Source organism: Vibrio chagasii (assembly GCA_041879415.1).
Classification (GTDB): Bacteria; Pseudomonadota; Gammaproteobacteria; order Enterobacterales; family Vibrionaceae; genus Vibrio.
In genome coordinates, this window is record CP090852.1 from 883,911 (window position 1) to 908,992 (window position 25,082).

The 25,082-nt window shown below is 45.2% G+C and carries 17 protein-coding genes; 11 read left to right on the forward strand and 6 right to left on the reverse strand.

Annotation, left to right across the window (positions count from 1 at the left end; translation table 11 throughout):
- Positions 1-150: 150 nt before the first annotated feature.
- From L0991_17820 to L0991_17835, 4 genes are all read left to right on the forward strand, one after another.
- Positions 151-699, forward strand: coding sequence for an ECF-type riboflavin transporter substrate-binding protein (locus L0991_17820; protein XGB65388.1), 549 nt, complete (start codon positions 151-153; stop codon positions 697-699).
- Between the two features lie 6 nt (positions 700-705).
- Positions 706-2,400 carry a DUF3744 domain-containing protein gene (locus L0991_17825; GenBank protein ID XGB65389.1) on the forward strand — a complete coding sequence of 565 codons (1,695 nt, stop codon included), beginning with the start codon at positions 706-708 and terminating at the stop codon, positions 2,398-2,400.
- The gene (locus tag L0991_17830) at positions 2,397-3,236 is read left to right on the forward strand and encodes an energy-coupling factor transporter transmembrane protein EcfT (GenBank protein XGB65390.1); all 840 of its coding nucleotides are present in this window, start codon (positions 2,397-2,399) and stop codon (positions 3,234-3,236) included. Before L0991_17825 ends, L0991_17830 begins: the two co-directional genes overlap by 4 nt.
- Positions 3,237-3,450: 214 nt before the next feature.
- Complete coding sequence (locus L0991_17835) at positions 3,451-3,921, forward strand: TetR/AcrR family transcriptional regulator (protein ID XGB65391.1); 471 nt, start codon at positions 3,451-3,453, stop codon at positions 3,919-3,921.
- A gap of 79 nt (positions 3,922-4,000) precedes the next feature.
- On the opposite strand, the gene glgB is transcribed toward L0991_17835, so the two are convergent.
- The 3 genes from glgB to L0991_17850 form a co-directional block, all read right to left on the reverse strand.
- Positions 4,001-6,184 carry a 1,4-alpha-glucan branching protein GlgB gene (glgB, locus tag L0991_17840; GenBank protein XGB65392.1) on the reverse strand — a complete coding sequence of 728 codons (2,184 nt, stop codon included), beginning with the start codon at positions 6,182-6,184 and terminating at the stop codon, positions 4,001-4,003.
- A gap of 176 nt (positions 6,185-6,360) precedes the next feature.
- A complete protein-coding gene (gene malQ / locus L0991_17845) occupies positions 6,361-8,541 on the reverse strand; it encodes a 4-alpha-glucanotransferase (protein ID XGB65393.1) in 2,181 nt (726 codons plus the stop codon).
- Positions 8,542-8,716: 175 nt separating this feature from the next.
- Entirely contained in the window at positions 8,717-11,170 is a 2,454-nt protein-coding gene (locus tag L0991_17850) for a glycogen/starch/alpha-glucan phosphorylase (protein ID XGB65394.1), read from the reverse strand.
- 567 nt (positions 11,171-11,737) lie between these two features.
- Between L0991_17850 and malT the strand changes: the two genes are divergently transcribed.
- The 7 genes from malT (at position 11,738) to sstT (ending at position 20,910) form a co-directional block, all read left to right on the forward strand.
- Positions 11,738-14,446, forward strand: coding sequence for an HTH-type transcriptional regulator MalT (malT, locus tag L0991_17855; GenBank protein ID XGB65395.1), 2,709 nt, complete (start codon positions 11,738-11,740; stop codon positions 14,444-14,446).
- 551 nt (positions 14,447-14,997) lie between these two features.
- Entirely contained in the window at positions 14,998-15,918 is a 921-nt protein-coding gene (locus L0991_17860) for a DUF368 domain-containing protein (protein XGB65396.1), read from the forward strand.
- 196 nt (positions 15,919-16,114) lie between these two features.
- Entirely contained in the window at positions 16,115-16,555 is a 441-nt protein-coding gene (locus L0991_17865; GenBank protein ID XGB65397.1) for a hypothetical protein, read from the forward strand.
- On the forward strand, positions 16,552-17,148 hold the full coding sequence (locus tag L0991_17870) for an SCO family protein (protein XGB65398.1): 597 nt from the start codon (positions 16,552-16,554) through the stop codon (positions 17,146-17,148). The genes L0991_17865 and L0991_17870 overlap by 4 nt, the downstream gene beginning before the upstream one ends.
- Before the next feature lie 112 nt (positions 17,149-17,260).
- On the forward strand, positions 17,261-17,719 hold the full coding sequence (locus L0991_17875) for a copper chaperone PCu(A)C (protein ID XGB65399.1): 459 nt from the start codon (positions 17,261-17,263) through the stop codon (positions 17,717-17,719).
- Between the two features lie 505 nt (positions 17,720-18,224).
- Positions 18,225-19,289 (forward strand): ribosome small subunit-dependent GTPase A, encoded by a 1,065-nt coding sequence (gene rsgA, locus L0991_17880; protein XGB65400.1) that lies wholly within the window; start codon positions 18,225-18,227, stop codon positions 19,287-19,289.
- Between the two features lie 406 nt (positions 19,290-19,695).
- On the forward strand, positions 19,696-20,910 hold the full coding sequence (gene sstT / locus L0991_17885) for a serine/threonine transporter SstT (protein XGB65401.1): 1,215 nt from the start codon (positions 19,696-19,698) through the stop codon (positions 20,908-20,910).
- Positions 20,911-21,053: 143 nt separating this feature from the next.
- Here sstT and L0991_17890 read toward each other — a convergent pair whose 3' ends face one another.
- The 3 genes from L0991_17890 to L0991_17900 all read right to left on the reverse strand — a co-directional run bounded on the left by L0991_17890 (position 21,054) and on the right by L0991_17900 (position 25,066).
- Complete coding sequence (locus L0991_17890) at positions 21,054-22,265, reverse strand: sel1 repeat family protein (protein XGB65410.1); 1,212 nt, start codon at positions 22,263-22,265, stop codon at positions 21,054-21,056.
- Between the two features lie 324 nt (positions 22,266-22,589).
- Positions 22,590-23,192, reverse strand: a complete 603-nt coding sequence (locus tag L0991_17895; GenBank protein XGB65402.1) for a response regulator — start codon at positions 23,190-23,192, stop codon at positions 22,590-22,592.
- 11 nt (positions 23,193-23,203) lie between these two features.
- On the reverse strand, positions 23,204-25,066 hold the full coding sequence (locus L0991_17900) for a sensor histidine kinase (GenBank protein XGB65403.1): 1,863 nt from the start codon (positions 25,064-25,066) through the stop codon (positions 23,204-23,206).
- Between the last annotated feature and the right edge of the window lie 16 nt (positions 25,067-25,082).

The window sequence follows — 25,082 nt, forward strand, 5'->3', positions numbered from 1 at the left end:
ACACTTACCTTCCCTTATGGAAGGGTTCTACTGTATAATGCGCGCCTTATTTTTTATATTTGCCTAAAAAACGATCTCGATGAGATACCTACTAAAAATGGCGAATATACGTTCTTTGTTATTTTTATCTTTCAGTATTTGAGGTTACCTATGAACTTTTCAGCTAAAACAGTGGTTGTCATTGCCATTGGCGCAGCACTGTATGGCATTGGTGGTTTACCTATGTTTGGTGTCCCAGTGTTCGCTAATACGACATTAAAACCAGCAATGGCGGTGTTAGCACTGTTTTCTGTTTTGTTCGGCCCGATTGTAGGTTTCTTAGTTGGCTTCATTGGCCACTGGGTAACCGACCTATTCGCAGGCTGGGGTGTATGGTTAACTTGGGTATTAGGCTCAGGTATTGTTGGTATGATCATCGGTTTATTCCCGATGTTGACCAAAAACCGCCTTCAGCAAGGTGACTTGCCTATGAAAGACTTCGCGCTGTTTGTGGTACTGGCCCTTGCCGGTAATGTGGTCGGTTACGGCTGCTCTGCATTCCTAGATACCATCCTTTATGCAGAACCGTTTACTAAAGTCTTCACTCAACTGTCTATCATTGCAGCGGGTAACACCGTTCTGATCGCTGTTGTTGGCTTGCTGATCCTTAAATCAGTCGCTAAACGCAACAAACAAAGCCGTAACCTAACTGAGGCATAAGCGATAATGACTATAGCATTTTCGAACTTCTCTTTTAGATATGAGTCGCTGGATAAACCGACGCTAAAAAATATCAATCTAAGGATAGAGAAAGGAGAGAAAATCGTCATTATTGGACCAAGTGGTAGTGGTAAATCTACCCTAGGTCAATGTCTTAACGGTCTGATACCTCATGCTATCAAAGGTGAGGTGACTGGGTCTCTAGAGATCAACAGCAAGAACATTTCTGATTTTTCTATGCACGACTATACCGAGCAGGTTGGCACAGTATTACAAGATACTGATAGCCAATTTGTCGGTTTGAGTATTGGCGAAGACATCGCATTCGCTCTGGAAAATCAGTTAGTGTCAAACATTGATATGTACCCTCTGGTTAAGTCGACAGCAAAAATGGTCGACTTAGCAGATATGCTTGATCGCTCGCCACATGATCTATCCGGCGGCCAAAAACAACGCGTGTCATTAGCGGGCATCTTAGTTGATGACGTTGACATCCTATTGTTTGATGAACCTTTGGCTAGCCTTGACCCGAAAACGGGCAAAGCGACTATCGAAATCATCGACCAGCTTCATAAAGAAACCAACAAGACTATCGTAATCATCGAGCATCGCCTTGAGGATGTTCTACACCGCGATATCGACCGAGTGATCTTGATGGAGCGCGGTGAAATTGTTGCAGACATGACACCCGATGAAATCTTAGCTTCTGAACTGCTTGAAACACACGGTATTCGTGAACCACTTTATTTATCTGCTCTGAAGGCAGCGAAAGCACCTTTGACCAGTGAAGATAAGCTATCAAACCTCAAGGCTCTCGATTACAAAAGATTCCGCCCTGCGGTTCAGACTTGGTTTGCAGAGCGCCCGACTCCAGTTGCCGAGAAACAGTACCAACCTTTACTTGAGGTCCACGGTCTGACTTACTCCTATGATGGCGAAAAGAACGCTCTCGAAGACGTTAGCTTTAAAATTGGCAAAGGTGAGTTCGTTTCAATCTTAGGTAAAAATGGCTCAGGTAAATCGACCATCACCAAGATTATCATGGGTGTGATTGACGCAGATTCAGGCTCTTCATACCTTAACGGTGAAGACCTATCAGAGCTTTCTATCTTCGAAAGAAGTCAGAAAGTCGGCGTTGTGATGCAGAACCCAAATCATATGATCTCTCATCATATGATCTTTGATGAAGTTGCATTCGGTCTGCGTAATCGTGGGGTTGCAGAGCAGGACATCAAAGAGAAAGTTGAGAACGTTCTTGAGCTATGTGGCTTGAGTAAGTTCCGTCACTGGCCAATCGAAGCACTGAGCTACGGGCAGAAAAAACGCGTAACGATTGCTTCTATCCTAGTATTGGAACCTGAGCTTCTGATCTTGGATGAACCAACTGCGGGTCAAGATTACCGTAACTACACCTCTATGCTGGCGTTTATCCAAAAGCTTAACCGCGAGTTAGGTATCACCGTCGTGATCATTTCACACGACATGCACCTGGTTCTAGAGTACACCACACGCTCAATCGTCATTGCTGACAGCAAGCTGATTGCTAACGCAGACATGACTGAGGTGTTCAGCCAACCATCGCTTCTAGAGCGTGCAAATCTCTGTACCACCAGTATTTATGAACTCGCGACCATGATGAAAATCGACGACACCAATGCATTTATGCAGTACTTCATCGACTACGAGAGAAGCTCGCTATGAATGCATCAAAAGTAAAATTCGGCATCAACTACATTGATACCAAATCACCGCTGCATGCGTTAAACGGCATCACTAAATTTGCTCTTTTCTTAGCTTGGGTGACAGTTGTTTTAACGACATTCGACCTACGGTTAATCACGTTACTTATCCTAACGGGGCTTTATCTACTCAAGCTAACCAGAGTGCCAGTTAGGGTTTATAAGCCTCTGTTGCTAGGTACGGCTAGTGTGCTGAGCCTAAATGCGTTGTTCATGTACCTGTTGGCTCCACAGCAAGGTACTGAGCTCATTGGCAGCGAAACTTTATTGCTAACATTACCGGGTAACTACTCGTTGAGCCAAGAGACATTGTTTTACTTGGTGACCGTAACACTCAAGTACATGAGTATGTTTCCGATAGCGCTGATCTTTGTATTCACAACGCACCCGACTGAGTTTGCTGCTAGTCTCAACCGCATTGGTGTTCCTTACAAGATTGCCTACGCGGTCAGCTTAACGCTACGTTATTTGCCAGAAGTTAAGAAAGATTTCGTCAACATCATGCATGCCCAACAAGCTCGTGGTGTTGAACTTTCCAAGAAAGCACCACTTCTTGTACGCATTAAAAATGTTGCTAAAGTGTTAGGACCATTGATTTTCTCAAGCCTAGATAGAGCTGATGAGATATCAAATGCTATGACGCTACGTGGCTTTGGCAGACATAAGTCTCGCACTTGGTATAGCTACGCGCCATTACAACGTATCGATTTTATTTGTTTATTTATCATCGGTTTAATCGTGATATTGGCTATCGCAAAACGCATTCTTGAACCAGCTTTGTTTTGGTATCCATTTTAGTATCAATTTAAACAATTAGTTAAAATGACACACCGCTCAATAGGGCGGTGTTTTGTTTTTACCCTTTCACTTTTGAACAAAACTTAACCGAACAAACCGTAACCATCGGATTTTGACGATAAACTGACCGTTTCCTCACATCTTTGGTTTGAATTCTAATTTAGAAGCTCTTAATATTCTGTTTACAGAATGTTGCGCGAAATAGAGATTTGTAATGGCTCGAATTACCCAAGTACAGAAACTAGAAAACCAAAAGCACTACGATAAGATCGTACTAAGCCTTTTTCTAGCTGAAGGACATGAAGCACTAACTTATGCAAGGATTGCTCAAGAGATTGGCATTAGTTTAACGACGCTTCAGGGTTACTACCCATCAACTCGTGCTATCCGCTCCGTGTTACATCAACACATGCTTTCGATTGTTATAGAGAGTCTAGACTTCTCATCTGAAGAAGCGTTTGTTCAATCATGGCAAAACGCTTTAGATAATGAACAATTCCGATACGTGATCAAGTTGATGTTCTTTCACGCGTCTCAGGTCAAAAGCCCTGAAGAGTTCAATATCAGCTCAGATGGTGTATTCCGAGATAAAATGCTTGAGAGCTTTGGAACTGACTCCATTAGGATTATTGAAACCGTGGTAGGACGCTCTATGCTCTACCTTACGAACTTCAAGCAGCACTAAACGAGATACTCTCAAATAGAAAAGGGAACCATAAGGTTCCCTTTTTTGTGTTATCTACGCGTGCATTCTACCGATTACATTACGGGTTCAGCTTGTAAAAAATAGTCGACAATGGCGGTAGGCGAAGCTCAATCGAGGTATCCAACCCTTCACTCTGAACGGCTTCGATTTCGACAACCTCTTTCACGTCATAACCACTACCGTTATATTTAGCATCATCAGTATTGAGTAATAGGCTGTACTTACCTTGTGCCGGAACACCTAGTCGGAAATGCTCATGTGGTACTGGCGTAAAGTTCGATACGACTAGCACACGCTCACCAGATTCACTGATACGCTCATGAGCTAAGATACTCGCCTCTGCAGAGTCTTGAAGACGCCATTCAAAACCTTGTGGATCAAAATCTAAGTCATGCATTGCAGCTTCATTGCGGTAAAGGTAGTTCAGGTCTTTCGTTAGCTTTTGAACACCTTGGTGGCGATCGTAGTCTAATAAGAACCACTGCAGTTGGTCATCATGGTTCCACTCTGCTGTCTGGCCAAACTCAGCCCCCATGAAGTTAAGCTTCTTACCCGGTTGTGCGTACATGTAACCCATGTATGCGCGTAGGTTAGCCGTTTGCTGCCACTCATCACCTGGCATCTTGTTATGGATAGAGCCTTTACCATAAACCACTTCATCGTGCGACAGTGACAATACGTAATTCTCACTGTGTGCGTAAACCAGCGGGAAAGTAATCGTATCGTGGTGGTATTTACGGTTAATAGGATCTTCTTGGATGTAAGACAAGCTATCGTGCATCCACCCCATGTTCCACTTAAAGCCGAAGCCTAAGCCACCCATAAAGGTCGGTGCAGAAACACCAGGGAAAGCCGTCGATTCTTCCGCAATGGTCATCGCATTCGGGAAGTGTTTGTACACCTCTTCGTTCATCCATTTCAATGTCGCAATAGCGTCGTAGTTTTCATTGCCGCCATCAACATTTGGAATCCACTGATCGTGGCTACGCGAGTAATCGAGGTACAACATCGAAGCTACGGCATCCACACGGATACCATCAATATGGAATTGCTCAAACCAGTACAACGCGTTTGCCACTAAGAAACGACGTACATGTTCGCGACCTAAGTCATAGATATACGAGTTCCAATCCTGATGCCAACCACGACGTGGATCTGGGTCGTGGAATAACGGTGTGCCATCAAAGTTAGCCAAGCCATGGTCATCACTTGGGAAGTGAGCTGGAACCCAGTCTAGTACAACGCCGAGACCAGCTTGGTGACATTGATCGACAAAGTATTTGAAATCATCCGGAGAACCAAAGCGGCTCGTTGGTGCGAAAAGGCCAACAGGCTGGTAACCCCATGAACCATAGAACGGATGTTCTGAAACTGGCATCAACTCGACATGAGTGTAACCAAGCTCGGTTAGGTAAGGGATCAGCTCTGCCGCTAACTCACGGTAGTTTAGAAAATCACCTTCAGCATTGCGCTTCCAAGAACCAGCATGTAATTCATAGAACGACAGTGCCTCTTTACGCTTCTCTGTCACTGGGCGATTTTGCCATTTCGCATCTTGCCACTCATAACGAGCGTGATCGTAAGTCACAGAAGAGAACGAAGGGTACTGCTCAGAGTAGAAACCCCATGGGTCAGCCTTGTGAGGTAAGCCTTCACCATTTGGTCCTTTTAATTCGAACTTATATTGAGCGCCCTCTTCCAAGCCTGGAATGAATAAGCCCCAAATACCGTAGTCCAAACGTTGCATCGGGTGGCGACGACCGTCCCACGAGTTGAAGTTACCCACTAAGCTAGCCGCTGTTGCATGCGGTGCATAAACTAAGAAGCGAGTACCAGAAATTGTCTGACCATCACGCTCTAGAGTAACAAACTGAGCCCCCATGTGATGGTACATATCTTTAGGTGTGTGAAGGTCTTCATAGCTCGCGTACAACTCATGATACTGGTATGGATCATCAATGATCTGCTCTACTCCTGCCCAATCAACTGCGAGCTTGTAGTGAGTAAAACGCAAGTCTCTTTTTTGCTTAAGAATGAATCCACTTTCATCCTCTCGCTCTAACTCAATACGAGGTTCCTTTCCAACAATCAACTCGACTTTATCTGCCCCTGGGATCCATATACGTAATGCGCCTTGCTTTGAAGGTAAGTACGGCCCTAAAAACGCAAATGGGTCAGTGAAACAAGCCTGTGATAGTTGGGTATATATTTGTTTTTGCTTTGAAATCGAACTTAGTTCCAAAACGTTTCTCCCTAACCAAACATCCAAAAAATATAATACAAAAATGCCCGCTATTAGTGCGGGCAATATAACGACGATTTATTCTACCAGATGAGCATTCATTATTGAGTGACCAAGGTTGTAGTTTCGTACGCCGTAAGCAAAAAACCACCTATTTTCAAAGCCACTCAAACCCATCATTTACCTGCTTTTTCTCGAACTTCTGTGAGCTTAGAAGCAATTCGATTCACGCCGTCATGAGCAAAGATTTCGTCCAGGTTCATCGATAGTTTACGACGCCAGTTCGGGTACTCATCTACCGTGCCAGGAATGTTTACTGGCTGATCCATTTCCAACCAGTCTTCCAATTGAACACTTAGCAATGTTGAACCACCAGCAGCAACGTGCAACTGCAGTGCTTCAGCAAGGTAAGAGTCCATTGGTACTTGGCTCGCGTCACGGCCTACACCTTCAGGTAAGAAACCATGCCATGCCACAGAGTCTAGGATACCTTGCTTACACTCAAGACGATCATCAAACAAGCCGTTCAGCTGTTCTTGATCTGGGTACAAGCCAATCTCTTGACCCATTTTCAGATCATCACAGTGCCAGAAGCCACGTAGTGTTGGCATATCGTGTGTACATAGTGCCGCCATCGACTGTTCAGCGTAATGAGCAGGTGAGATGAAACCGCCATCTTCTTCTGATGTTTCGAAGAAGAACACCTTGTACGAGTGCACACCTGCATCAGCCAAGATATCGACAATCTCATCTGGCACAGTACCTAAATCTTCACCAATAACGCTACATTGGTAACGATGAGATTCAAGAGCAAGAATCGACAGCATGTCTTGAACTGGGTAGTAGATGTAAGCGCCTTTCGTTGCATCTTCACCTTTTGGAATCCACCACAGGCGAAGTAAGCCTAATACATGGTCAATACGCAACGCACCACAGTGCTTCATGTTTGCACGAAGTAGCTTGATGTAAGCATCGTAACCCGTCGCTTGAAGCACTTCTGGGTTTAGCGGTGGAAGACCCCAGTTTTGACCTAATGGACCAAGAATATCCGGTGGAGCACCGATGCTTGCATCCATCACAAGATTACCTTCATCAGCCCAAGTTTCACTGCCTGAATCCGCAACGCCTACCGCTAGATCTCGGTACAGGCCAACCGCCATGCCTTTTTCTTCAGCCAATGACTGAGCATCGTTGATTTGGCAGTCAGCTAGCCATTGTAGGTACATGTAAAGATGTACTTTATCTAGGTTGTCTTTGATGTACTTTTGAGTAACTGGGCTGTCGAATGTACGGTATTTCTCAGGGAATACCGGCCATCCCCACATACCAGAATCTTCAGCATGCAATTCACTGTGCAGAGCATCAAATGCCGCTTGGTGCATCAGGCTATCACCGCCCTCTTCAACAAACGCCAAGAATGCTTGTGCGCGATCGCTGTTTTTGTCTAGGTGACGAGTTTTAAATTCTGTAAATAGTAGAGGCAAGATGCTCATCTTCAGCTCAGACACTTCGGTGTAGTTCACCCAGTGTGCATCACGCGCTTTCTGAAGGCGCTGTTGGAACTCTGCACTGCCTACTTTTTGTTGCGCTTCAGCGCTTAATGCAAACTCAGGTACTGAGCTCACATCAATGTATAGGATGTTCAACCAACGACGTGAAGACGGGCTGTATGGGCTCGCACCTTCAGGGTTCGCAGGGAACAGAGAGTGAATCGGGTTTAGACCAACGAAGTCACCGCCGCGAGACGCGATATCAGCCACCAATTGTTTCAGGTCACCGAAATCACCAATACCCCAGTTATGCTGAGTTCTTAGCGTGTAAAGCTGAACACTTGGTCCCCAAAGCTTTTTGCCTTCTTCGATTGGCGACTGCTTAAAGCACGCTTTAGGTGTAATAATTAGCGTCATTTCGTAAGGCTTTTTACGGCGCTTACGGCTCACAATTAACTTGTGGTAACCCCATGCCAGATCATTTGGCAATGCAAACACTAAAGGGCCACCCTCTGCACGCTCATCACGAACGACTTGAGATTGAAGATAGCCTTCAAGTACCTCTCCTTGCTCGGTCTCTAAACGCCAGCTGAACTCACTCTCACGAGCGCTCACACCTAGATTCAGCGCCACTTCTACTGGCTCACCATCACGCAAGACAAGAACTGGGTCTAGTACATCTTTTTTGTGTTTTCTTTCTGCTGACTTAAGCAGTGCATCATCGCTGCTTGTATCGTAGCCCAATGAAGCCAGTAGAGATGTAATTGTCTCATCTGATACCTGTGCTTCATCGCCCCACGCACTAACGTAACTGTCGGCAATGTTTGCCATTTCTGCGACTTGTTTTAATACGGTCTGTTCTTTCATCGCTCTCTCCGAAAACGTTCTAACGCTTTCAATTTTGTAGGGTTGTTATTTAATCTGTTACTAATCAATTAGCTTGTGACAATCAGTTTGTGAGCATTGCTATCGGTAAAAACCATCTGTTTGCTCACAAGCTAATTGAGCCAAGGCAGAGACTGCCTTGGCTACGTTGAAACTATTAACGGTTAACCGCTTCAAGTTTCCAAATGTTGTTCACGTAATCGCGGATAGAGCGATCCGATGTGAACTTACCAACGAGTGCTGTGTTAAGAATCGCTTTCTTAGCCCAACCCGCTTGGTCTTTGTATTGCACGCCCATGTCTTCATGCGCTTTCACGTAAGAAGCAAAGTCAGCAAGACATAGGTATGGGTCACCGCCATCTAGCAGGCTATCAAACGTTGCACGTAGAAGGCCTGGTTGACCTGGTGTGAACTCTTCACCCGTTAGCAGATCAAGTGACGCTTTCAATAGTGGGTCTGCGTTGTAGTAGTCGTATGGGTTGTAGCCCTGAGCTTTCAGTGCTTGTACACCATCCACTTCTAAACCGAAGATGTAGATGTTCTCATCACCCACTTCTTCACGGATCTCAACGTTCGCACCATCCATCGTACCGATAGTCAGAGCGCCGTTTAGAGCCATCTTCATGTTACCCGTACCTGATGCTTCTTTACCCGCTAGCGAGATTTGTTGAGAAACGTCAGCAGCCGGAATGATGATTTCCGCCATGCTTACACGGTAGTCAGGGATGAATACCACTTTAAGCTTGTTACCAATGCGAGGATCGTTGTTGATCTTCTCTGCAATCTTGTTAACCGCGAAGATGATTTCTTTCGCTAGGTGGTAACCCGGTGCTGCTTTCGCTGCGAAGAAACAAACGCGTGGCTCACACTCAAAACCAGGTTCGTTAAGAATACGGTGGTACAGAGATAGAATATGTAGCAAGTCTAGGTGCTGACGCTTGTATTCGTGTAGACGCTTGATTTGCACGTCGAAGATAGCGTTAGTGTCTAACTCGATACCCATGTTCTCTTGAACCCAATCAGCAAGGCGCTGTTTGTTTTCTTTCTTAACCGCCATGAATTCTTTTTGGAATTTCGCGTCTGTCGCGTACTTAGCAATACCTTCTAGCTGCTCAAGTTTTGCTGGCCACTCTGTACCAATCTTGTCAGTGATAAGCTTAGATAGACCAGGGTTACAGAACTTCAACCAACGACGAGGCGTGATACCGTTTGTTACGTTAGTCAGTTTACCTGGGAAGATTTCGTTAAACTCAGGGAACAGGTCTTTCTTAACTAGCTGAGAGTGAAGCGCTGCTACACCGTTTACTTTGTAAGAGCCAATCACACATAGGTTTGCCATGCGAACCATGCGGTGGAAACCTTCTTGGATGATAGATAGCTTAGCTTGCTTCTCACCGTCACCAGGCCACATCTTGCGAACTTCTTGTAGGAAGCGGTGGTTGATTTCAAAAATGATTTCCATGTGACGTGGAAGTAGACGCTGGATTAGCGACTCAGACCAAGTCTCAAGTGCTTCTGGAAGTAGTGTGTGGTTCGTGTAAGCGAACGTGTTTGCACTGATGTCCCATGCTGTATCCCAATCTAGACCTTTCTCATCGATTAGGATGCGCATTAGTTCAGGAATCGCGATTGTTGGGTGCGTATCGTTAAGCTGGATAGTCTCTTGCTTAGGTAGGTCAGCTAGAGCAAAACCTGCTGCTTCGTGACGGCGTAGGATATCGCGAACAGATGCTGCAGAGTGGAAGTACTGCTGCATTAGACGAAGCGTTTTACCTTTTTCGTGGTTGTCGTTCGGGTATAGAACCTTAGTAATGTTACCCGCATCGATTAGCGCGTGTTGTGCTTCGAAGTAGTCACCGTTGTTGAAGCTTGCTAGTGAGAATGGTGCGATAGCCTGACATTCCCAAAGACGCAGTGGGTAAACCGTATTTGACTCGTAACCTACGATTGGCAGATCCCAAGGCATTGCTTTTACTTCCATACCTGGAACCCAAGTACGCACTTCTTTACCGTCAATGTATTCAACTTCAACATGACCGTAAAAACCAATGTGTTGCGCAAGTTCAGGACGAGCTACTTCCCATGGGTAACCTTCAACACCACGCCATGCGTCTGGCGCTTCTTGTTGGCGACCATCTTGGAAAGATTGCTTGAATAGACCGTATTCATAGTGAAGACCGTAGCCTACCGTTGGGTATTCTTGAGCGGCACAAGAATCCATGAAACAAGCCGCTAGACGACCAAGACCACCATTACCTAGTGATGGGTCACGTTCTTCTTCTAGAAGGTCAGTCAGGTTTTGACCTAACTCTTCCATCGCATGCGTGATCTGCTCGTACAGACCCATGCTGATTAGGTTGTTACCTGTTAGACGACCAATCAAGAATTCCAGCGAAAGGTAGTTCACGCTCTTCGCATTTTTGATTTTCTCGTCATTTTCAGTTTCTAACAGGTCAAATGTTGTAAGTTCGGCTAGCGCGCGACCCATTGCTAGGTACCATGCGCGGCTATCTGCGTTTTCTATTGTAGTTGCGTAGGTTGCAGATAGATGTTTCTTAACGCTTTCTTGGAACGACACTTTATCGAAAGTTTTTTGCTGAGTTGGTTTCATTTCAGAAATCTCGCTTTTAATAGTTCTAATTCATCTGTGACATATCGTGCATGGTCACCAGAAACTAAACATCCTCCCGCTAACGCGCCAAACTAGGAGTAGATGGGAGGGCGTAGGGGGCGTACCGACATAGGGTTAGTGATCTGACTCTCATGTTCTGACTTCGAACAAAAACTTGGAGTGACTAAGATCACAAGCTCCCGTTCGATAACTTAACTTCGATTGATGTGATTTTTATTTGACCTAATTAGAGTCATTGTCAAATCTGAGTTTCAGATCACGAAAATATTTTCCGAGTATCATCTTTTGCATTAAATACAGTGCAAATAGAAACAAAGTCACATTATCGAACCACCACTGTTTGTGAGAAAAGTCACAAATAAAGGGCGTAGAGACTCAAAAACATGCAGGAGTGCAAGGTTTCTGCGGAGGATCATAGTCGGTGTCGTTTTGCTTCACGTAATATGAGTAAAGACTTAAGTAATTAGGCTAGTGTCATTGGACTGCACTCAATGCGTGCTTGATAGATTCCAGACCATAGCCACGGAATAGGTGTAAAACTTCGACATGTGGATCCCTTCGAAACTGACTCGTCCCGGCCGCTTACACAATGCAATTCTGCGTCCTAGGGTTCTCGATCTGCTTCAGAATGCAGATTGCTATAAACTCGTACTGTTCCGCTCTCCAGCTGGATACGGCAAGACCACCATGGCTGCCCAGTGGTTGGTAGATAAACCCAACGTGGGTTGGTATAGCATCGATGACAGTGACAACGATGCCTTCCGTTTTATCAACTACCTACTTCAATCACTCAATAAAGCGACGCAAAACGCCTGCCCTAATGCGCAAAAACTGGCAGAAAAAAGACAATTCTCATCGCTACACTCTCTATTAAGTGAAGTTTTCGCTGAGATGTCTGAGTTCCATCAGGAATGTTTCCTTGTATTGGATGACTATCACCTGGTTAACAATGACGACATCCACGAAGCCATGCGCTTTTTCCTAAAGCACATGCCCGACAACCTCACGCTCGTTGTGACCAGCCGCGGCACACCGCCACTGGGTACAGCAAACCTTCGTGTTCGTGACTTAATGATCGAACTAGGCAATGACTCTTTGGCATTCGATACCGAAGAGACAACACGCTTCTTTAATCAACGCGTTGCCGATGGCATTGATGATACAACCGCAGATAGTATTTGTAGTTATGTAGAAGGTTGGCCTTCTGCGCTACAACTTATCGCCCTTCAAGCACAGCACCAAAAGCGCACGCTGGCACAGTCTGCTGAGTCGTTCTCTCACTTCAACCATGCTCATTTGTGGGATTACTTGGTTGAAGAAGTCTTCGACTTGCTAGACAAAGAAACCCGCCAGTTCTTGATGCAATGCTCTGTACTTGATCACTTTAATGATGAATTGGTGTGCGCACTTACTCAGCGTGAAGATGCACTCGGTATGATCGAGTCTCTCAACCGATTTGGTTTGTTCATCTACCCTCTTGAGGGAGAAAAGAACTGGTATCGCTTCCATAATCTGTTTGGTGAATTCCTTGCCCATGAGCGTCAAGCTCGCATTCCACAACAAGAAGCTGAATTGCACCGCAGTGCGGCAAAAGCGTGGATCAAACAGAAGACACCGCATCAAGCACTGCGTCATGCACAGCGCGCCGATGATCCTGATTTGATTGTTCAGATCCTCAGCGAGCACGGTTGGCAGATGTTCAACCAAGGTGAATTGTCCTCACTAGAAATGGCAATCAAGCAACTCACGACCGATCAGCTCTACAGCGAACCAAAACTGTCGATGCTACGCGCATGGTTGGCGCAAAGTCAGCATCGTTATGATCAAGTGGGTACCTTGTTAGAAGAGGCAGAAACTCAGTATCAAGCACGAAACATCGAGCTAGATACTCAGCAGCAAGGCCAATACAACGCACTACGCGCACAAGTTGCTATCAACAGTAATGAACCTGAAAAAGCGCTCGAACTCGCAGAGCTTTCTCTAAGCCAGCTTAATACTACGGTTTACCGCAGCCGCATTGTGGCAACCTCAGTTGTTGGCGAAGTGAATCACGTAATGGGTAACTTAAGCCGTGCGCTACCCATGATGCAACAAACTGAGAAGTTGGCTCGCCAGTATCAGGTTTACCATCAGGCACTGTGGGCGATTCTTCAGCAGAGTGAAATCTTGATTGCCCAGGGTTACGTTCAAGCTGCATTTGAATTGCAAGACAGCGCCTTCAAATTGATCGAAGAGCACCAACTGCAATATGTACCTCTGCATGAATTCTTGTTACGCGTTCGAGCTCAGATCTTCTGGTGCTGGAACCGTTTAGATGAAGCGGAAGAGTGTTGCTACAAAGGCTTAGATATCCTTGGTCACCACTCTCCGAGTAAACACCTTCATAGCTATTCAATGTTGGCTCGTATTTCACTAAGCCGTGGTGAGATCGACAAAGCATCGAAGTTTATCGACCAGATCCAACACTTACTGCGCCAATCAACCTACCATGTTGACTGGACGGCAAATGCTTCATTATCTCTGATCTTGTTCTGGCAAGTGAAAGGCGATAAAGATGCTATCCGTGACTGGTTAAGCGTTGCGGTAAGACCGGAATCTGCCAGCAACCACTTCTGTCAGCTTCAGTGGCGTAACATCGTGCGTGCTCATATCATCCTTGAGCAATATGAAGAAGCTGAAGAGGCGTTAGCGTTCTTGAAAAGCGAAGCACAGCGTTCACACTTGGTCACTGACACCAACCGTAACTTGATTGTTGAGGCGGTGCTGCGTACACAAATCAATGATGAAGACAGCGCGCGTGTATTGCTTGAAGAAGCCCTACACATGACCAACCAAACAGGCATGGTCGGTAACTTCCTAGTCGATGGTGGCACTATCGGGCATATTCTAGATAAGTTGAGCAACAAACCTGGCTTGGGTGATTTAGAACGTCACCGAGCACAGCAAATCATGAAGGATATATCGACCACGCAGCGCAGCCGCTCTGTTCACTTTGATGAAGACTTTGTTGAAAACTTGGTTAACCACCCGAACATTCCTGAGCTTGTGCGCACCAGCCCACTCACTCAACGTGAATGGCAGGTACTCGGCTTGATCTATTCTGGGTTCAGCAACGAACAAATCGCTCAAGAGCTGGATGTGGCAGGGACAACGATCAAGACTCACATTCGAAATCTTTATCAGAAGCTCAACATCGCTAACCGTAAAGAAGCGATAAGCACAGCAGAGAATTTGTTGCAGTTGATGGGTTACTAAACGGATTCGAAATTCGAGAAAAACATAAGCTAGTCACCGATGGTGGCTGGCTTTTTTTTCGCTTGAAGAATGGAGCAAAACCGATAAAGAACTAGAGATAGCCAAACGACAGGCAAAAAAATAGCCAACCGCAATAATCGCGATTGGCTCTATATATTTGTGAACAAATCATAGGTTCACTAACAACGTCAGTTGGCTAGGTGACCCTCGGCTTAAGAAGGGTCACTTAATACTATGCAGTTAGCGTGCCAACTTTAATTAGGCATTTTATAAGCCCTGCATCGCATAAAAACGGCTAATTTCACATGCGAATTGCAAAGTGCATTTGCATAATGCAATCAAGATGCAATATTGATAAGAGACCAGTTTCATCCCTAGCATTAATGATAAATTACTAAGTGATTGTATTTTAAATGTTAGGCTGATATTCACATCAACGTATTGCCTTACAATTAAGAGAGTAAGAAAAGCACCTTCTCAGTAGCATATTCATACTTTTTTGACAGCAAAGTTTGTATACTGCACGAAATCACCCTCAACTCTATGAAGCAATGAACTACTTAAGTACTTTTTTCAAAGGCATGGCCATGGGCGCAGCTGACGTTGTCCCAGGCGTTTCAGGCGGCACCATCGCATTCATCACAGGTATCTACGATACGCTATTAGAAAGCATTCGTAGAATTAACCCTAGCGTACTTGGTTTATGGAAACGCGAAGGCTTCAAAGCTGCGTTTAACCACATCAACGGCTTTTTCTTAATCTCTTTGTTCGCAGGCGTATTCACTAGCATTGCGACATTCGCAAAACTGATCTCTTGGTTATTGGTCACTCACCCAGTACCTCTATGGTCGTTCTTCTTCGGCCTGATTTTGGTGTCGGTGTTCCATATTCTTAAACAAGTAGAAAAGCGCGATATCATTCGATTCGTGTTTTTACTGCTTGGTGTTGCCTTTGCTTATAGCATTACAGTGCTTAAACCACTGCAAATGGAGCCAACTAGCATCAACATCCTAATTGCAGGTGCGATCGCGATCTGTGCGATGATCTTACCTGGCATATCAGGCAGCTTCATTTTGCTGTTAATTGGTATGTACGGCCCCGTACTTGGCGCCGTGAAGGAATTCCAAATTGACGTGCTTGCCCTATTCCTTGCGGGCTGTGTGATCGGTCTGCTGACTTTCTCACATGTATTGTCTTGGCTACTACGTTCATTCCGCGACTTCACGCTTGTGTTCTTAACCGGTTTGATGATTGGTACGCTGCCTAAGATCTGGCCTTGGAAAGAGACCATCAGCTGGCGCATCAACTCTAAAGGTGAGCAAGTGCCTCTCATTCAAGAGAACTTATCGCCGTTTAACTTCGAAGCCGTCACCTCTCAGCCTTCTCAACTAACTTTGGCTGTGATCATGATGTTGGTTGCCATCGCATTAGTTCTTGGCTTAGAAAAGTTCGCCGAGCGCAATGCTGACTAACCTCTAACAATCGTGCGGCATTTCGCATGTAGGGTGCTTTGCTTAAATAGCAACGTGCCAGTAAATTGAATCAAAGCGAAGCTACTGGCTTCGCTTTTTTATATCTACCATACGCACAAAATTGCTTTTTGATACAAGCACGTATTGAGTGGTGTGATACCATCGCCGTTCTTATAAAATCAAATGAGAACACGACATGCACCCAGCATTAAAGGTTGCTGCGCTCGGTATTGCGCTGGTCGCTGGCTTTTATGGACCACAGGCAGTCGAGCAATTTAAATCCGTAGTAGACAGCCACTCTCCTGACGTCAACTTAGATGACTACTGCATGCTTTCAACAACATCGTGTGAGCAAGACAGCGTTGCTATGACTCTTGAGCATGAAACGGCTCAACCTCTAGTCCCAACAAAAATCAAAGTGGTGTGGGAAGGTGCGGCATCTGAAACCTTGATGCTATCGCTGACGGGTTTAGAGATGGAAATGGGCTCAGCACGTTTCCAATTAAAAAATATTGGTAACAACATCTATGAAGGCGATGTCATTTTACCCGTGTGTACCATGGATCACATGACTTGGCTTGGCGAGCTAACCGATGGTGTTGAAACCGTAAAACCTGCAATAAGGATGGCAAGATGAGTAAGAATTGGTCGCTAGCGTTGGTTGTAGCGTTTGTACTTGGCTTTGGAATAAAAAGCTATCTCGATGGTCAAACAGAGGCTCAAGAGCAACACGCTGAAAAACAACAATTCTCCGAAACAACACTTTTTGGAAAAGACAACCAACCAATAAAACTCTTTGACGAAACCGATGACAGAATTCGTATCGTTTACTTTGGCTTTACGCGTTGTCCTGACGTTTGCCCTACATCATTAGCGATGCTAGCTGGAGCACTCAACCAAATCTCTGATGAATCGAAAGCCAAGATTCGCCCGATGTTTGTTTCTCTTGATCCAGAGCGCGATGCCGCGGAAGCGTCATATGAATACGCGCAGTACTTCAACCCAATGATTGAAGGTATGAGTGGTCCATTGGATGTAACCACCAACCTAGCACATAAATACGGTGTTATTTTCAGAAAGACGCAGCTCGAAGATTCAGAGCTAGGATACACACTTGACCACAGTTCATATTTCTACTTTTTAAAGCCCAACGGTACCTTGATTACTAAAGTACCGCACACGTTGACGCCTGCGCCAATTGTTGAAGCGATCAACACATTGACGCGTTAGAGTGCTAAGAAACTCTAGAAACAGCGTGTACAAAAATAAAGAACTCAACCAATAGAGTTCGAAACGTAAAGTCAGGTCCCAGACCAAAACATAAAACAATAAGGACAACAACATGAAGTTAAAAGCACTTGCTCTAGCAGGCTTATTGCTCACTCCTCTTGCTCACGCAAAAAGCGACATCATGGTTCATGACGCGTACGCTCGTGCGACACCGCCAACAGCGGTAAACAGCGCAGTATTTACGACCCTGATGAACCATAGTGACAAAGATCGCGCTATCGTTTCTGCAACAACACCAGCAGCAGGTAAGGTAGAGCTTCATGATGTTATCGTTGAAGGTGACGTGATGAAAATGCGTCAGGTTCAACAAATCACAATCCCAGCAAATGGTGAAGTGGTACTGAAGCCAGGTAGCTTACATATCATGTTGTTTGATCTAGCAAGCAGCCTGAAAGAAGGTGAGCAAATCGAAATGACACTGACTTTCGCGAATGGCGAAACACAAACTTTCGAAGCACCCGTTAAGAAAGTAATGAGCGGCATGAAAAAGATGAATCACGATCATCACTAATTCTAGAAACTGATGCTCAACGAATCTTATTAAGAGCCGTAACACACATCGGTAAAAAATTAGACAAAATAAGCCACGATGACTTCTCGCCATCGTGGCTTTTTGTTAAACTGCGCTCGCTTTCTGTGCAAAGCGTGACCACATTAATAACCAAGGAGAAGAGAAGATGATTGTAATGAAAACACTAAAACTGGCAGTAAAAGTAACGCGTTAATTTTGTTTGGTTAAACCAACTTTAATCTCGAACTACCAACATTAAGCCACCAGCTGGCTACCGCACACTTTTACCCGGTTTACACTTGATCGCACATGATCAACGCATGCTCACTACGCATGAATCAATCCGGGGTCCTATCTATTTGAATTCGACCCAAACTCTAACGTATTTTTGACGTCTCGACGCTTTTGAGCTTGTAACGCTTCTGATCTCACCAACGATAAGAGAGCTCAAAAGAAGCTAATGCTCTTATAAGAAATGAAAGCTCGCACGTCTGGGTAAATAGACATGAATTCACAAACTGCATTTTCTCATCCAATGTCACTTCAACAACTTGGATGGCAACCTGTATTTCAACAACAACTGACACTTGAAGATTACGACCATTCAGTGATCGCACGTATCACCGCGCACCATCGCAGTGGCTACACATTGGCATCTGAACAGGGCGAAATCACTCTACCCATTCATCACAACCAACCGGCAATGACCGTTGGCGATTGGGTAATATTGAACTCTGAACTGCAATTCGATCGCTTACTAGAACGCCAATCGCTCTTTAGCCGAAAAGCTGCGGGCAGTCGTGTTGCTGAACAATATATTTCAGCCAATATCGACACAGTATTTATCGTGGTTTCATTGAACAACGACTTTAATCTGAGTCGCATCGAACGCTACCTGGCACTCGCCAATGAAGCACAAGTGGAAGCGGTTATCGTCCTGACTAAGAAAGACTTGTGTGACGACTACGAAGACAAAGTACGACAGGTACAAAGCTTAGATCCGATGCTCATGATCGAAGCGGTCAACAGCCTAGATCAATACTCAACCCAAGTACTTTCACCTTGGTGTAAAACCGGCAAGACCGTCGCGCTAATGGGCTCTTCTGGTGTGGGTAAGTCGACTTTGGTTAACTCATTGCTAGGTGAAGCATCGCAGGCAACTGGTGGTATTCGTGAAGACGACAGTAAAGGCCGTCATACAACGACATCACGGTCACTCCACTTGCTCGCATCAGGTGGCTTGCTACTCGACACTCCAGGAATGCGAGAGCTACAACTTGCAGACTGCGCTGAAGGCGTGAGTGAAACTTTTTCAGACGTAGAAGAGTTAGCAATGCACTGCCGCTTCTCTGATTGTCATCATGAATCAGAACCGGGATGCAAGATAAGGGCAGCTATTGAGAGTGGTGAGCTGTCTGAGAGACGATTTACTAACTATCAAAAGCTACTGAGAGAACAAGCAAGAAACGGCGCTTCTCTTGCAGAGCAACGCGCTAACAATAAGCAGCTTTCCAAGATGTACCGAAACGTACAGTCAGAAAGCCGCAACATTAAGAAAGGTTCTGCTTAAACAGTTGGCACATGAACGCGATCTAAGTTCATAGCTCATCGTTTAACCGAGAACTTCAAGCCCCATAGTGTTGATCACGTGGGGCTTTTTCTTTCAGCGTGATTAGGAAGCGACTATTTACGCACACAATGTTCTTACCAATCGCCATTTACATCCTCTAACTTACAGTATATTAGCTCTATCAAATATGAATTTGCAGATTTATAGCTCAATCAAAATACATTTATTTAACATTTAGCTCTAAAAACACCACGTAGTGCAAACAATCACACTAAAAGTAAACTATTCCTAGACACCCGCTACGATCTCGCTAATATGACCGCCCATTCCACTAGTGTATAGTTGGATTCGGTACAACTTTATAAAAGATACATCACTATAATAAATTAACAATTGCAGGTATTTTATGCAAAATCACAACATGCTCGCCCGCATCGCTCGTGGGAATCTTGTCCTACAGATCCTTGCTGGTATTGTTTTCGGTGTCGTTCTCGCCATGGTTTCTCCTTCAGCAGCTCAAGACGCAGGCCTTTTAGGTAGTCTGTTTGTTGGCGCTCTGAAAGCTGTTGCCCCAATTTTAGTATTCATTCTTGTTGCAGCTTCTATCGCAAACCAAAAGAAAGGTCAGCATACTCATATGCGTCCAATCATCGTGCTTTACTTGATTGGTACTTTCTCTGCAGCACTAACAGCAGTAGTACTTAGCTTCATGTTCCCAACCACTTTGACACTGGTTGCGGGCGCAGAAGGTGCTAACCCTCCTCAAGGTATTGCTGAAGTACTTCACACACTTCTATTTAAACTTGTAGACAACCCAGTAAGCGCGCTAATGAACGCAAACTACATCGGTATTCTTGCTTGGGCTATCGGTCTTGGTCTTGCTCTGCACCACGCATCTGCAACAACAAAAGCGGTTTTCGAAGATCTAAGCCACAGTGTTTCACACATTGTTCGCTTCATCATTCGCCTAGCGCCATTTGGTATCTTCGGTCTAGTTTCAGCGACTTTCGCAACCACTGGTTTTGAGGCGCTAGCAAGCTACGGTCAACTTCTAGCGGTACTACTAGGTTCAATGCTAATCATTGCTCTAGTGGTTAACCCACTGCTTGTTTTCGTTAAAACAAAGCAGAACCCATACCCTCTAGTATTCCAATGTATTCGTGAATCAGGTGTAACTGCATTCTTCACTCGTTCAAGTGCTGCGAACATCCCAGTAAACATGAACCTTTGTAAGAAACTAAACCTAGACGAAGACACTTACTCTGTATCGATCCCACTAGGTGCAACCATCAACATGGCTGGCGCTGCAATCACTATCACTGTGTTAACGCTGGCTGCTGTACACACAATGGGTATTGAGATTGATATCTTCACTGCAATCCTACTAAGCCTTGTTGCTGCGGTATCTGCATGTGGTGCATCTGGTGTTGCGGGTGGCTCACTGCTACTTATCCCTCTTGCATGTGGTCTATTCGGTATCTCAAACGATGTTGCGATGCAGGTAGTGGCGGTAGGTTTCATCATCGGTGTGATCCAAGACTCTGCTGAAACAGCGCTTAACAGCTCGACAGACGTAGTATTCACAGCTGCGGTATGCAAAGCTGAGCAGAACAAAGCTTAATTAGCCTTTATTCGCTCATAAGCCAAAAGCTATATAGAGAAAAAGGGAAGCATCTGCTTCCCTTTTTTGTTGTCTAAATTTCATTATATCCACTCAAGCTGTATTCAACTTATCACGATGGATAATCCAGTGAACACCACTAACTAGCTTCTGCTCCAATTAGACTGACTAAAGTCTAGAGGGTCACTAGTCTGGTTAGCTTGCTTCTCTATTGGTGCTTGCTCTAAATTCGGTTGCTCTGTGTTCGGTTGCTGGCTGTAATCGGTATTCGCTTCTTGAGCATTCGATAGCGGTGTTTCTAGATGGCTGGTCTCTACATTTAATGACTCACCCTCTTCATCAGACGCTTCTTTCACTTTCTTTGGAATCGGTATATTGCGTTTGTAGAGCTTATTGAGCGCTTTGATTATTGAGTGCTTAGTGATTGCTTGTTGGGTAAGCTTCGTCATGATCGGTTTAGTCAGCGCTTGTAAGCCCACAACCGCATCGACACCCAGCTCACCACCTACTTTATCTCGCTGCTGCTTGGCTTCTGAGTAGCCAAAATGAGCAGATAGGAATAGCCAAATATAAGCAATCGCATTACCGTTGTCACCATGGTCTATCCATGCCTCACCGGCTCTAAACATCGCCTCTGCGCTGTTCTTTTCTGCTGCAGTTTCAAACCAGTACACGGCCTCACCATGGTTTGGTTCTACGCCGACACCATTTAAGTAACTCATACCCAGTTTGATCTTACCGTCTAGGTTGTTTTTCTCTGCCGCTTTGCGATACCAATCAACAGAGCTTTCTGCAGAGTAATCTGGGTTTTCTTTGTCTAGGCACCAGTCACCCATGAACAGCATCGCTTCGGTATTACCACCAGCGGCAGATTCCTCAATATAGGTGTAACCCTTGGGAATGTTCTTTACGGTCCCGCGCCCATGAACCAGCGCTTTACCCATCTCAAATTTTGCCGACATGTCGTTGTCTAAGGCTGCGATCGCAAGCTGCCAAAAGTTAGCTTGCTCTCTTAAAATCAGGTCTTCTTTGCGCTTCATGCTCAAACGCACAATGCCGTACATGCCGTTGACGTTATCCAAATGCGCCGCTTTATCGTACCAATATAACGCTTCCTTGATATTGTTACGCTCCGCTTCTTTCGCCAAAAATAGAATCGACGGGACATGCCCGGTTTCTGCTTTAAAGTGGCGCTCTTTTTGCTCTTGGATACGTGCTTTTTCAATCGCCTTTCGGTAAGCGACAGCACGCGCTTTACGCTCTTGTTCCAAGCGCTGTTTTCTCAGTGATAAAGAAATCAGCCACACGGCAACAAGTATTAACGAAAGAGCTGTCGCACCAATTGCGATTCCCATTGTACTCATAAAATGTTTAACCTAATTCGGTTTCGTTCTACCCTATATCGGCCACAAGCAGACTATATTGAGTAGTTAATTTCTGGGGCTATTGCCCTGATGGTGACAAGAGACGCAGTCTCTACACGCTCCGCCATAAACTTGATTCAGTATCTCAGGAATACATAACGATAAGAAGTCTGCACAGACTAATCCGTACGCAACCCATAAATCGTGTGATCTTGCTTCAATAAGGATGTTCTCTCGAGCAGCCTTTCACCACGTTAGGCTCAACCGTTCACCAGAAACCGATAATTAAAAACCAGTACCTAAAGGCTGCGGTGACTAGGTCAATTGACCATAAATATAAGCTAACTCAGCGACCGTTTTTGCAGAAAACTTCTTCATCAAACTTGCTCTGTGAACTTCAACCGTTCTTACTGCAATACACAGCTCGTCGGCAATTTTCTGATTGCGCTTACCGTCAATAATCTGTTTAAGAATATCGATTTCACGCTCAGTTAACGAAGCATAGGCTTGACGGTAGACGTTCATGTGCAATTGCTTTTCTGAAGCCGCTAAACCTTGTTTGATCGCTTCGGCTAGCTCACTGCCTTTGACCGGTTTCTGGAAGAAATTCACCGCGCCAGCCTGCAGCGCTTCTACTGCCATAGGTACATCACCATGACCAGTAAGATAGATAACCGAAAGCGGGCTCTGTGCTTTCAACATCAGTTCATGAACTTGCTGGCCTCTCATCTCCGGCATTCTGCTATCGAGCACCACACACCCAGCTGCACTCAAATCAGCGGCATCAAGAAAACTCGGACCGTCTTGATAGGCAGACACCGTAAAATCATGCTCTTCCAGTAAGAACACCAATGAATCACGCATTGATTCATCGTCATCAACCACATAGACCGGCAACGTTTGATGAAGTTCAGACATAACAAGATTCCTCATGAATCATTTGAAAGAGAGAAAGGTAACGTCACCGCGACGTGACAACCATGTGGAGTGAGAGACGTAATGGTCATTTTACCGCTGTGGTCTTCGATCACGTCTTGGCATATCGCAAGCCCTAGACCCAGACCGTTTTCTTTGCTGCTCACAAAGGCTTGAGTCACTTGATGCTCGGTAAAATCTAATCCGGTGCCATTGTCGATAACCGACAACATCATTTTATCGGCTTGATACTCGGTAATCACTTTAATTGTCGCTGGCTCGGCGTTTTTGTTATCAATATCAGACATCGCGCGCTGCTGCTGGGCATTACACGCATCGGTCGCATTGTTGATAAGGTTGACTATCATTTGTTGGAGACCGACAGAGTCAATATAGAGCTCAATAGGTTGACCAACGACGTAGCGCTCAATGGTAATTTGGTGCTGTTCAAGGCGGAATTGCAGTAGCTCAATAGTGTCCGTTAGCAACTGCTCTATGTCGGTCTTTGACTTCTCTGCTGAGCGTTTCTTTATCATGTTTCTTAGGCGCTGAATGATCGCGTCTGCACGATCCACTTGTGATTGGATCTTCTCAAAGACCGGCTCAATATCGGTGATTGGTTTGTTTTTGGAAATACGTAGCAGACCACCTTCACTGTAGTTTCGAATAGCCGCCAAAGGTTGATTAATCTCGTGTGCGAGGCTGCTCCCCAACTCACCCACGACGGCAATGCGTTGAGAATGCTCTAGCTGTTCACTCTTACTCTTTAGCTTGTTAAGTGTCGCTTCTAACTGCTTTTTGCTGCGACTAAACTTATATTCCAACCAAAAGTGGTAAACATTCAAGAACACGACTAACAAGAAGAACGCCCATGCCCATTGCTGATTGTACTTAAGCCAGATTAACGCTTCTTTCCACCAAGGTTGTTGCAACGGGTGCATGTCAAGTTGCTGATAGAGCTTATCGATAGGCAGTAAACTGGTTGGTGAAGTCCAGCCTGAAGCATTCGCTGCAATGGCAGGCGCGCTGCTTTTCGGCATCGAAAATAGCACCTGACTCATTTGCTTAGCCAGTGAAGAAGAGGCTCGCTCCGTTTTGGCAAATGACCAATTGGAATACAGAGGTGTAGACACTTGGCATCGGAACCCTTCAGGCGCTTGGTTGCCGATGATGCGATATTGATCAGCCACCAACAATCCTTCACTGATCATGTTTTCAACCAAACATGCAGGAACCACTGCCGCTTCAATATGGCCTTCTCGCAGTTGATACAGACTCGCATCAATCGGAAAACCCAAGAAATGGGTATTAGAGAAAAAATGGTTAGGGTTAAGCCCTTCCTGCATTACTTGGTAACGCATAGTCAGGTAGCCACCAAACGCATTTTCAGAAACCGCTGCAATTGGCTTTCCGCTCAGTTGTTCAAACGAGATATACGGTGACATTCTTCTGACCACCAAGGCCGATCCGATACTGCGTGTGCTGCTCACACTTTGGTCGTCGTAGTTGTGGCTAGTCATAGTCGCCATCCAAGAGAGGTCATACTGACGCCCTAAACGAACCGCCTGGCCAGGATTAGTGATAACAAAATCGACCTCGACCTTCTTTACCGCTTCCGCCATCTCTTCCAAATTAAAAGGCTTGAGAACAAAGTGTTTTCCCGGAATACGCTCAGATAACCAATCCATTGTTGGTTGCCAGCGTTGTTGCGCTGCAAGTTTACCCCTGATAGCTAAAACACCAACTTCGATCGTCTGCTCTGATTCAATCGTATTTGTCGCTACCGAAACTGGTTCCGTTTGAGCAGCGAAACAAATACCTGCACTCAAACTCAGCCAGCACGTACTGATGAATGTAGTGAAGTTGCGAACAGTCACGGACATCTCTTTATTC

Bases quoted from the DNA above. Each gene is read 5' to 3' on its own strand.
- L0991_17820 (XGB65388.1), top strand. From the start codon at position 151: ATGAACTTTTCAGCTAAAACAGTGGTTGTCATTGCCATTGGCGCAGCA.
- L0991_17825 (XGB65389.1), top strand. From the start codon at position 706: ATGACTATAGCATTTTCGAACTTCTCTTTTAGATATGAGTCGCTGGAT.
- L0991_17830 (XGB65390.1), top strand. From the start codon at position 2,397: ATGAATGCATCAAAAGTAAAATTCGGCATCAACTACATTGATACCAAA.
- L0991_17835 (XGB65391.1), top strand. From the start codon at position 3,451: ATGGCTCGAATTACCCAAGTACAGAAACTAGAAAACCAAAAGCACTAC.
- malQ (XGB65393.1), bottom strand. From the start codon at position 8,541: ATGAAAGAACAGACCGTATTAAAACAAGTCGCAGAAATGGCAAACATT.
- L0991_17850 (XGB65394.1), bottom strand. From the start codon at position 11,170: ATGAAACCAACTCAGCAAAAAACTTTCGATAAAGTGTCGTTCCAAGAA.
- malT (XGB65395.1), top strand. From the start codon at position 11,738: ATGTGGATCCCTTCGAAACTGACTCGTCCCGGCCGCTTACACAATGCA.
- L0991_17860 (XGB65396.1), top strand. From the start codon at position 14,998: ATGAACTACTTAAGTACTTTTTTCAAAGGCATGGCCATGGGCGCAGCT.
- L0991_17865 (XGB65397.1), top strand. From the start codon at position 16,115: ATGCACCCAGCATTAAAGGTTGCTGCGCTCGGTATTGCGCTGGTCGCT.
- L0991_17870 (XGB65398.1), top strand. From the start codon at position 16,552: ATGAGTAAGAATTGGTCGCTAGCGTTGGTTGTAGCGTTTGTACTTGGC.
- L0991_17875 (XGB65399.1), top strand. From the start codon at position 17,261: ATGAAGTTAAAAGCACTTGCTCTAGCAGGCTTATTGCTCACTCCTCTT.
- rsgA (XGB65400.1), top strand. From the start codon at position 18,225: ATGAATTCACAAACTGCATTTTCTCATCCAATGTCACTTCAACAACTT.
- sstT (XGB65401.1), top strand. From the start codon at position 19,696: ATGCAAAATCACAACATGCTCGCCCGCATCGCTCGTGGGAATCTTGTC.
- L0991_17890 (XGB65410.1), bottom strand. From the start codon at position 22,265: ATGGGAATCGCAATTGGTGCGACAGCTCTTTCGTTAATACTTGTTGCC.
- L0991_17895 (XGB65402.1), bottom strand. From the start codon at position 23,192: ATGTCTGAACTTCATCAAACGTTGCCGGTCTATGTGGTTGATGACGAT.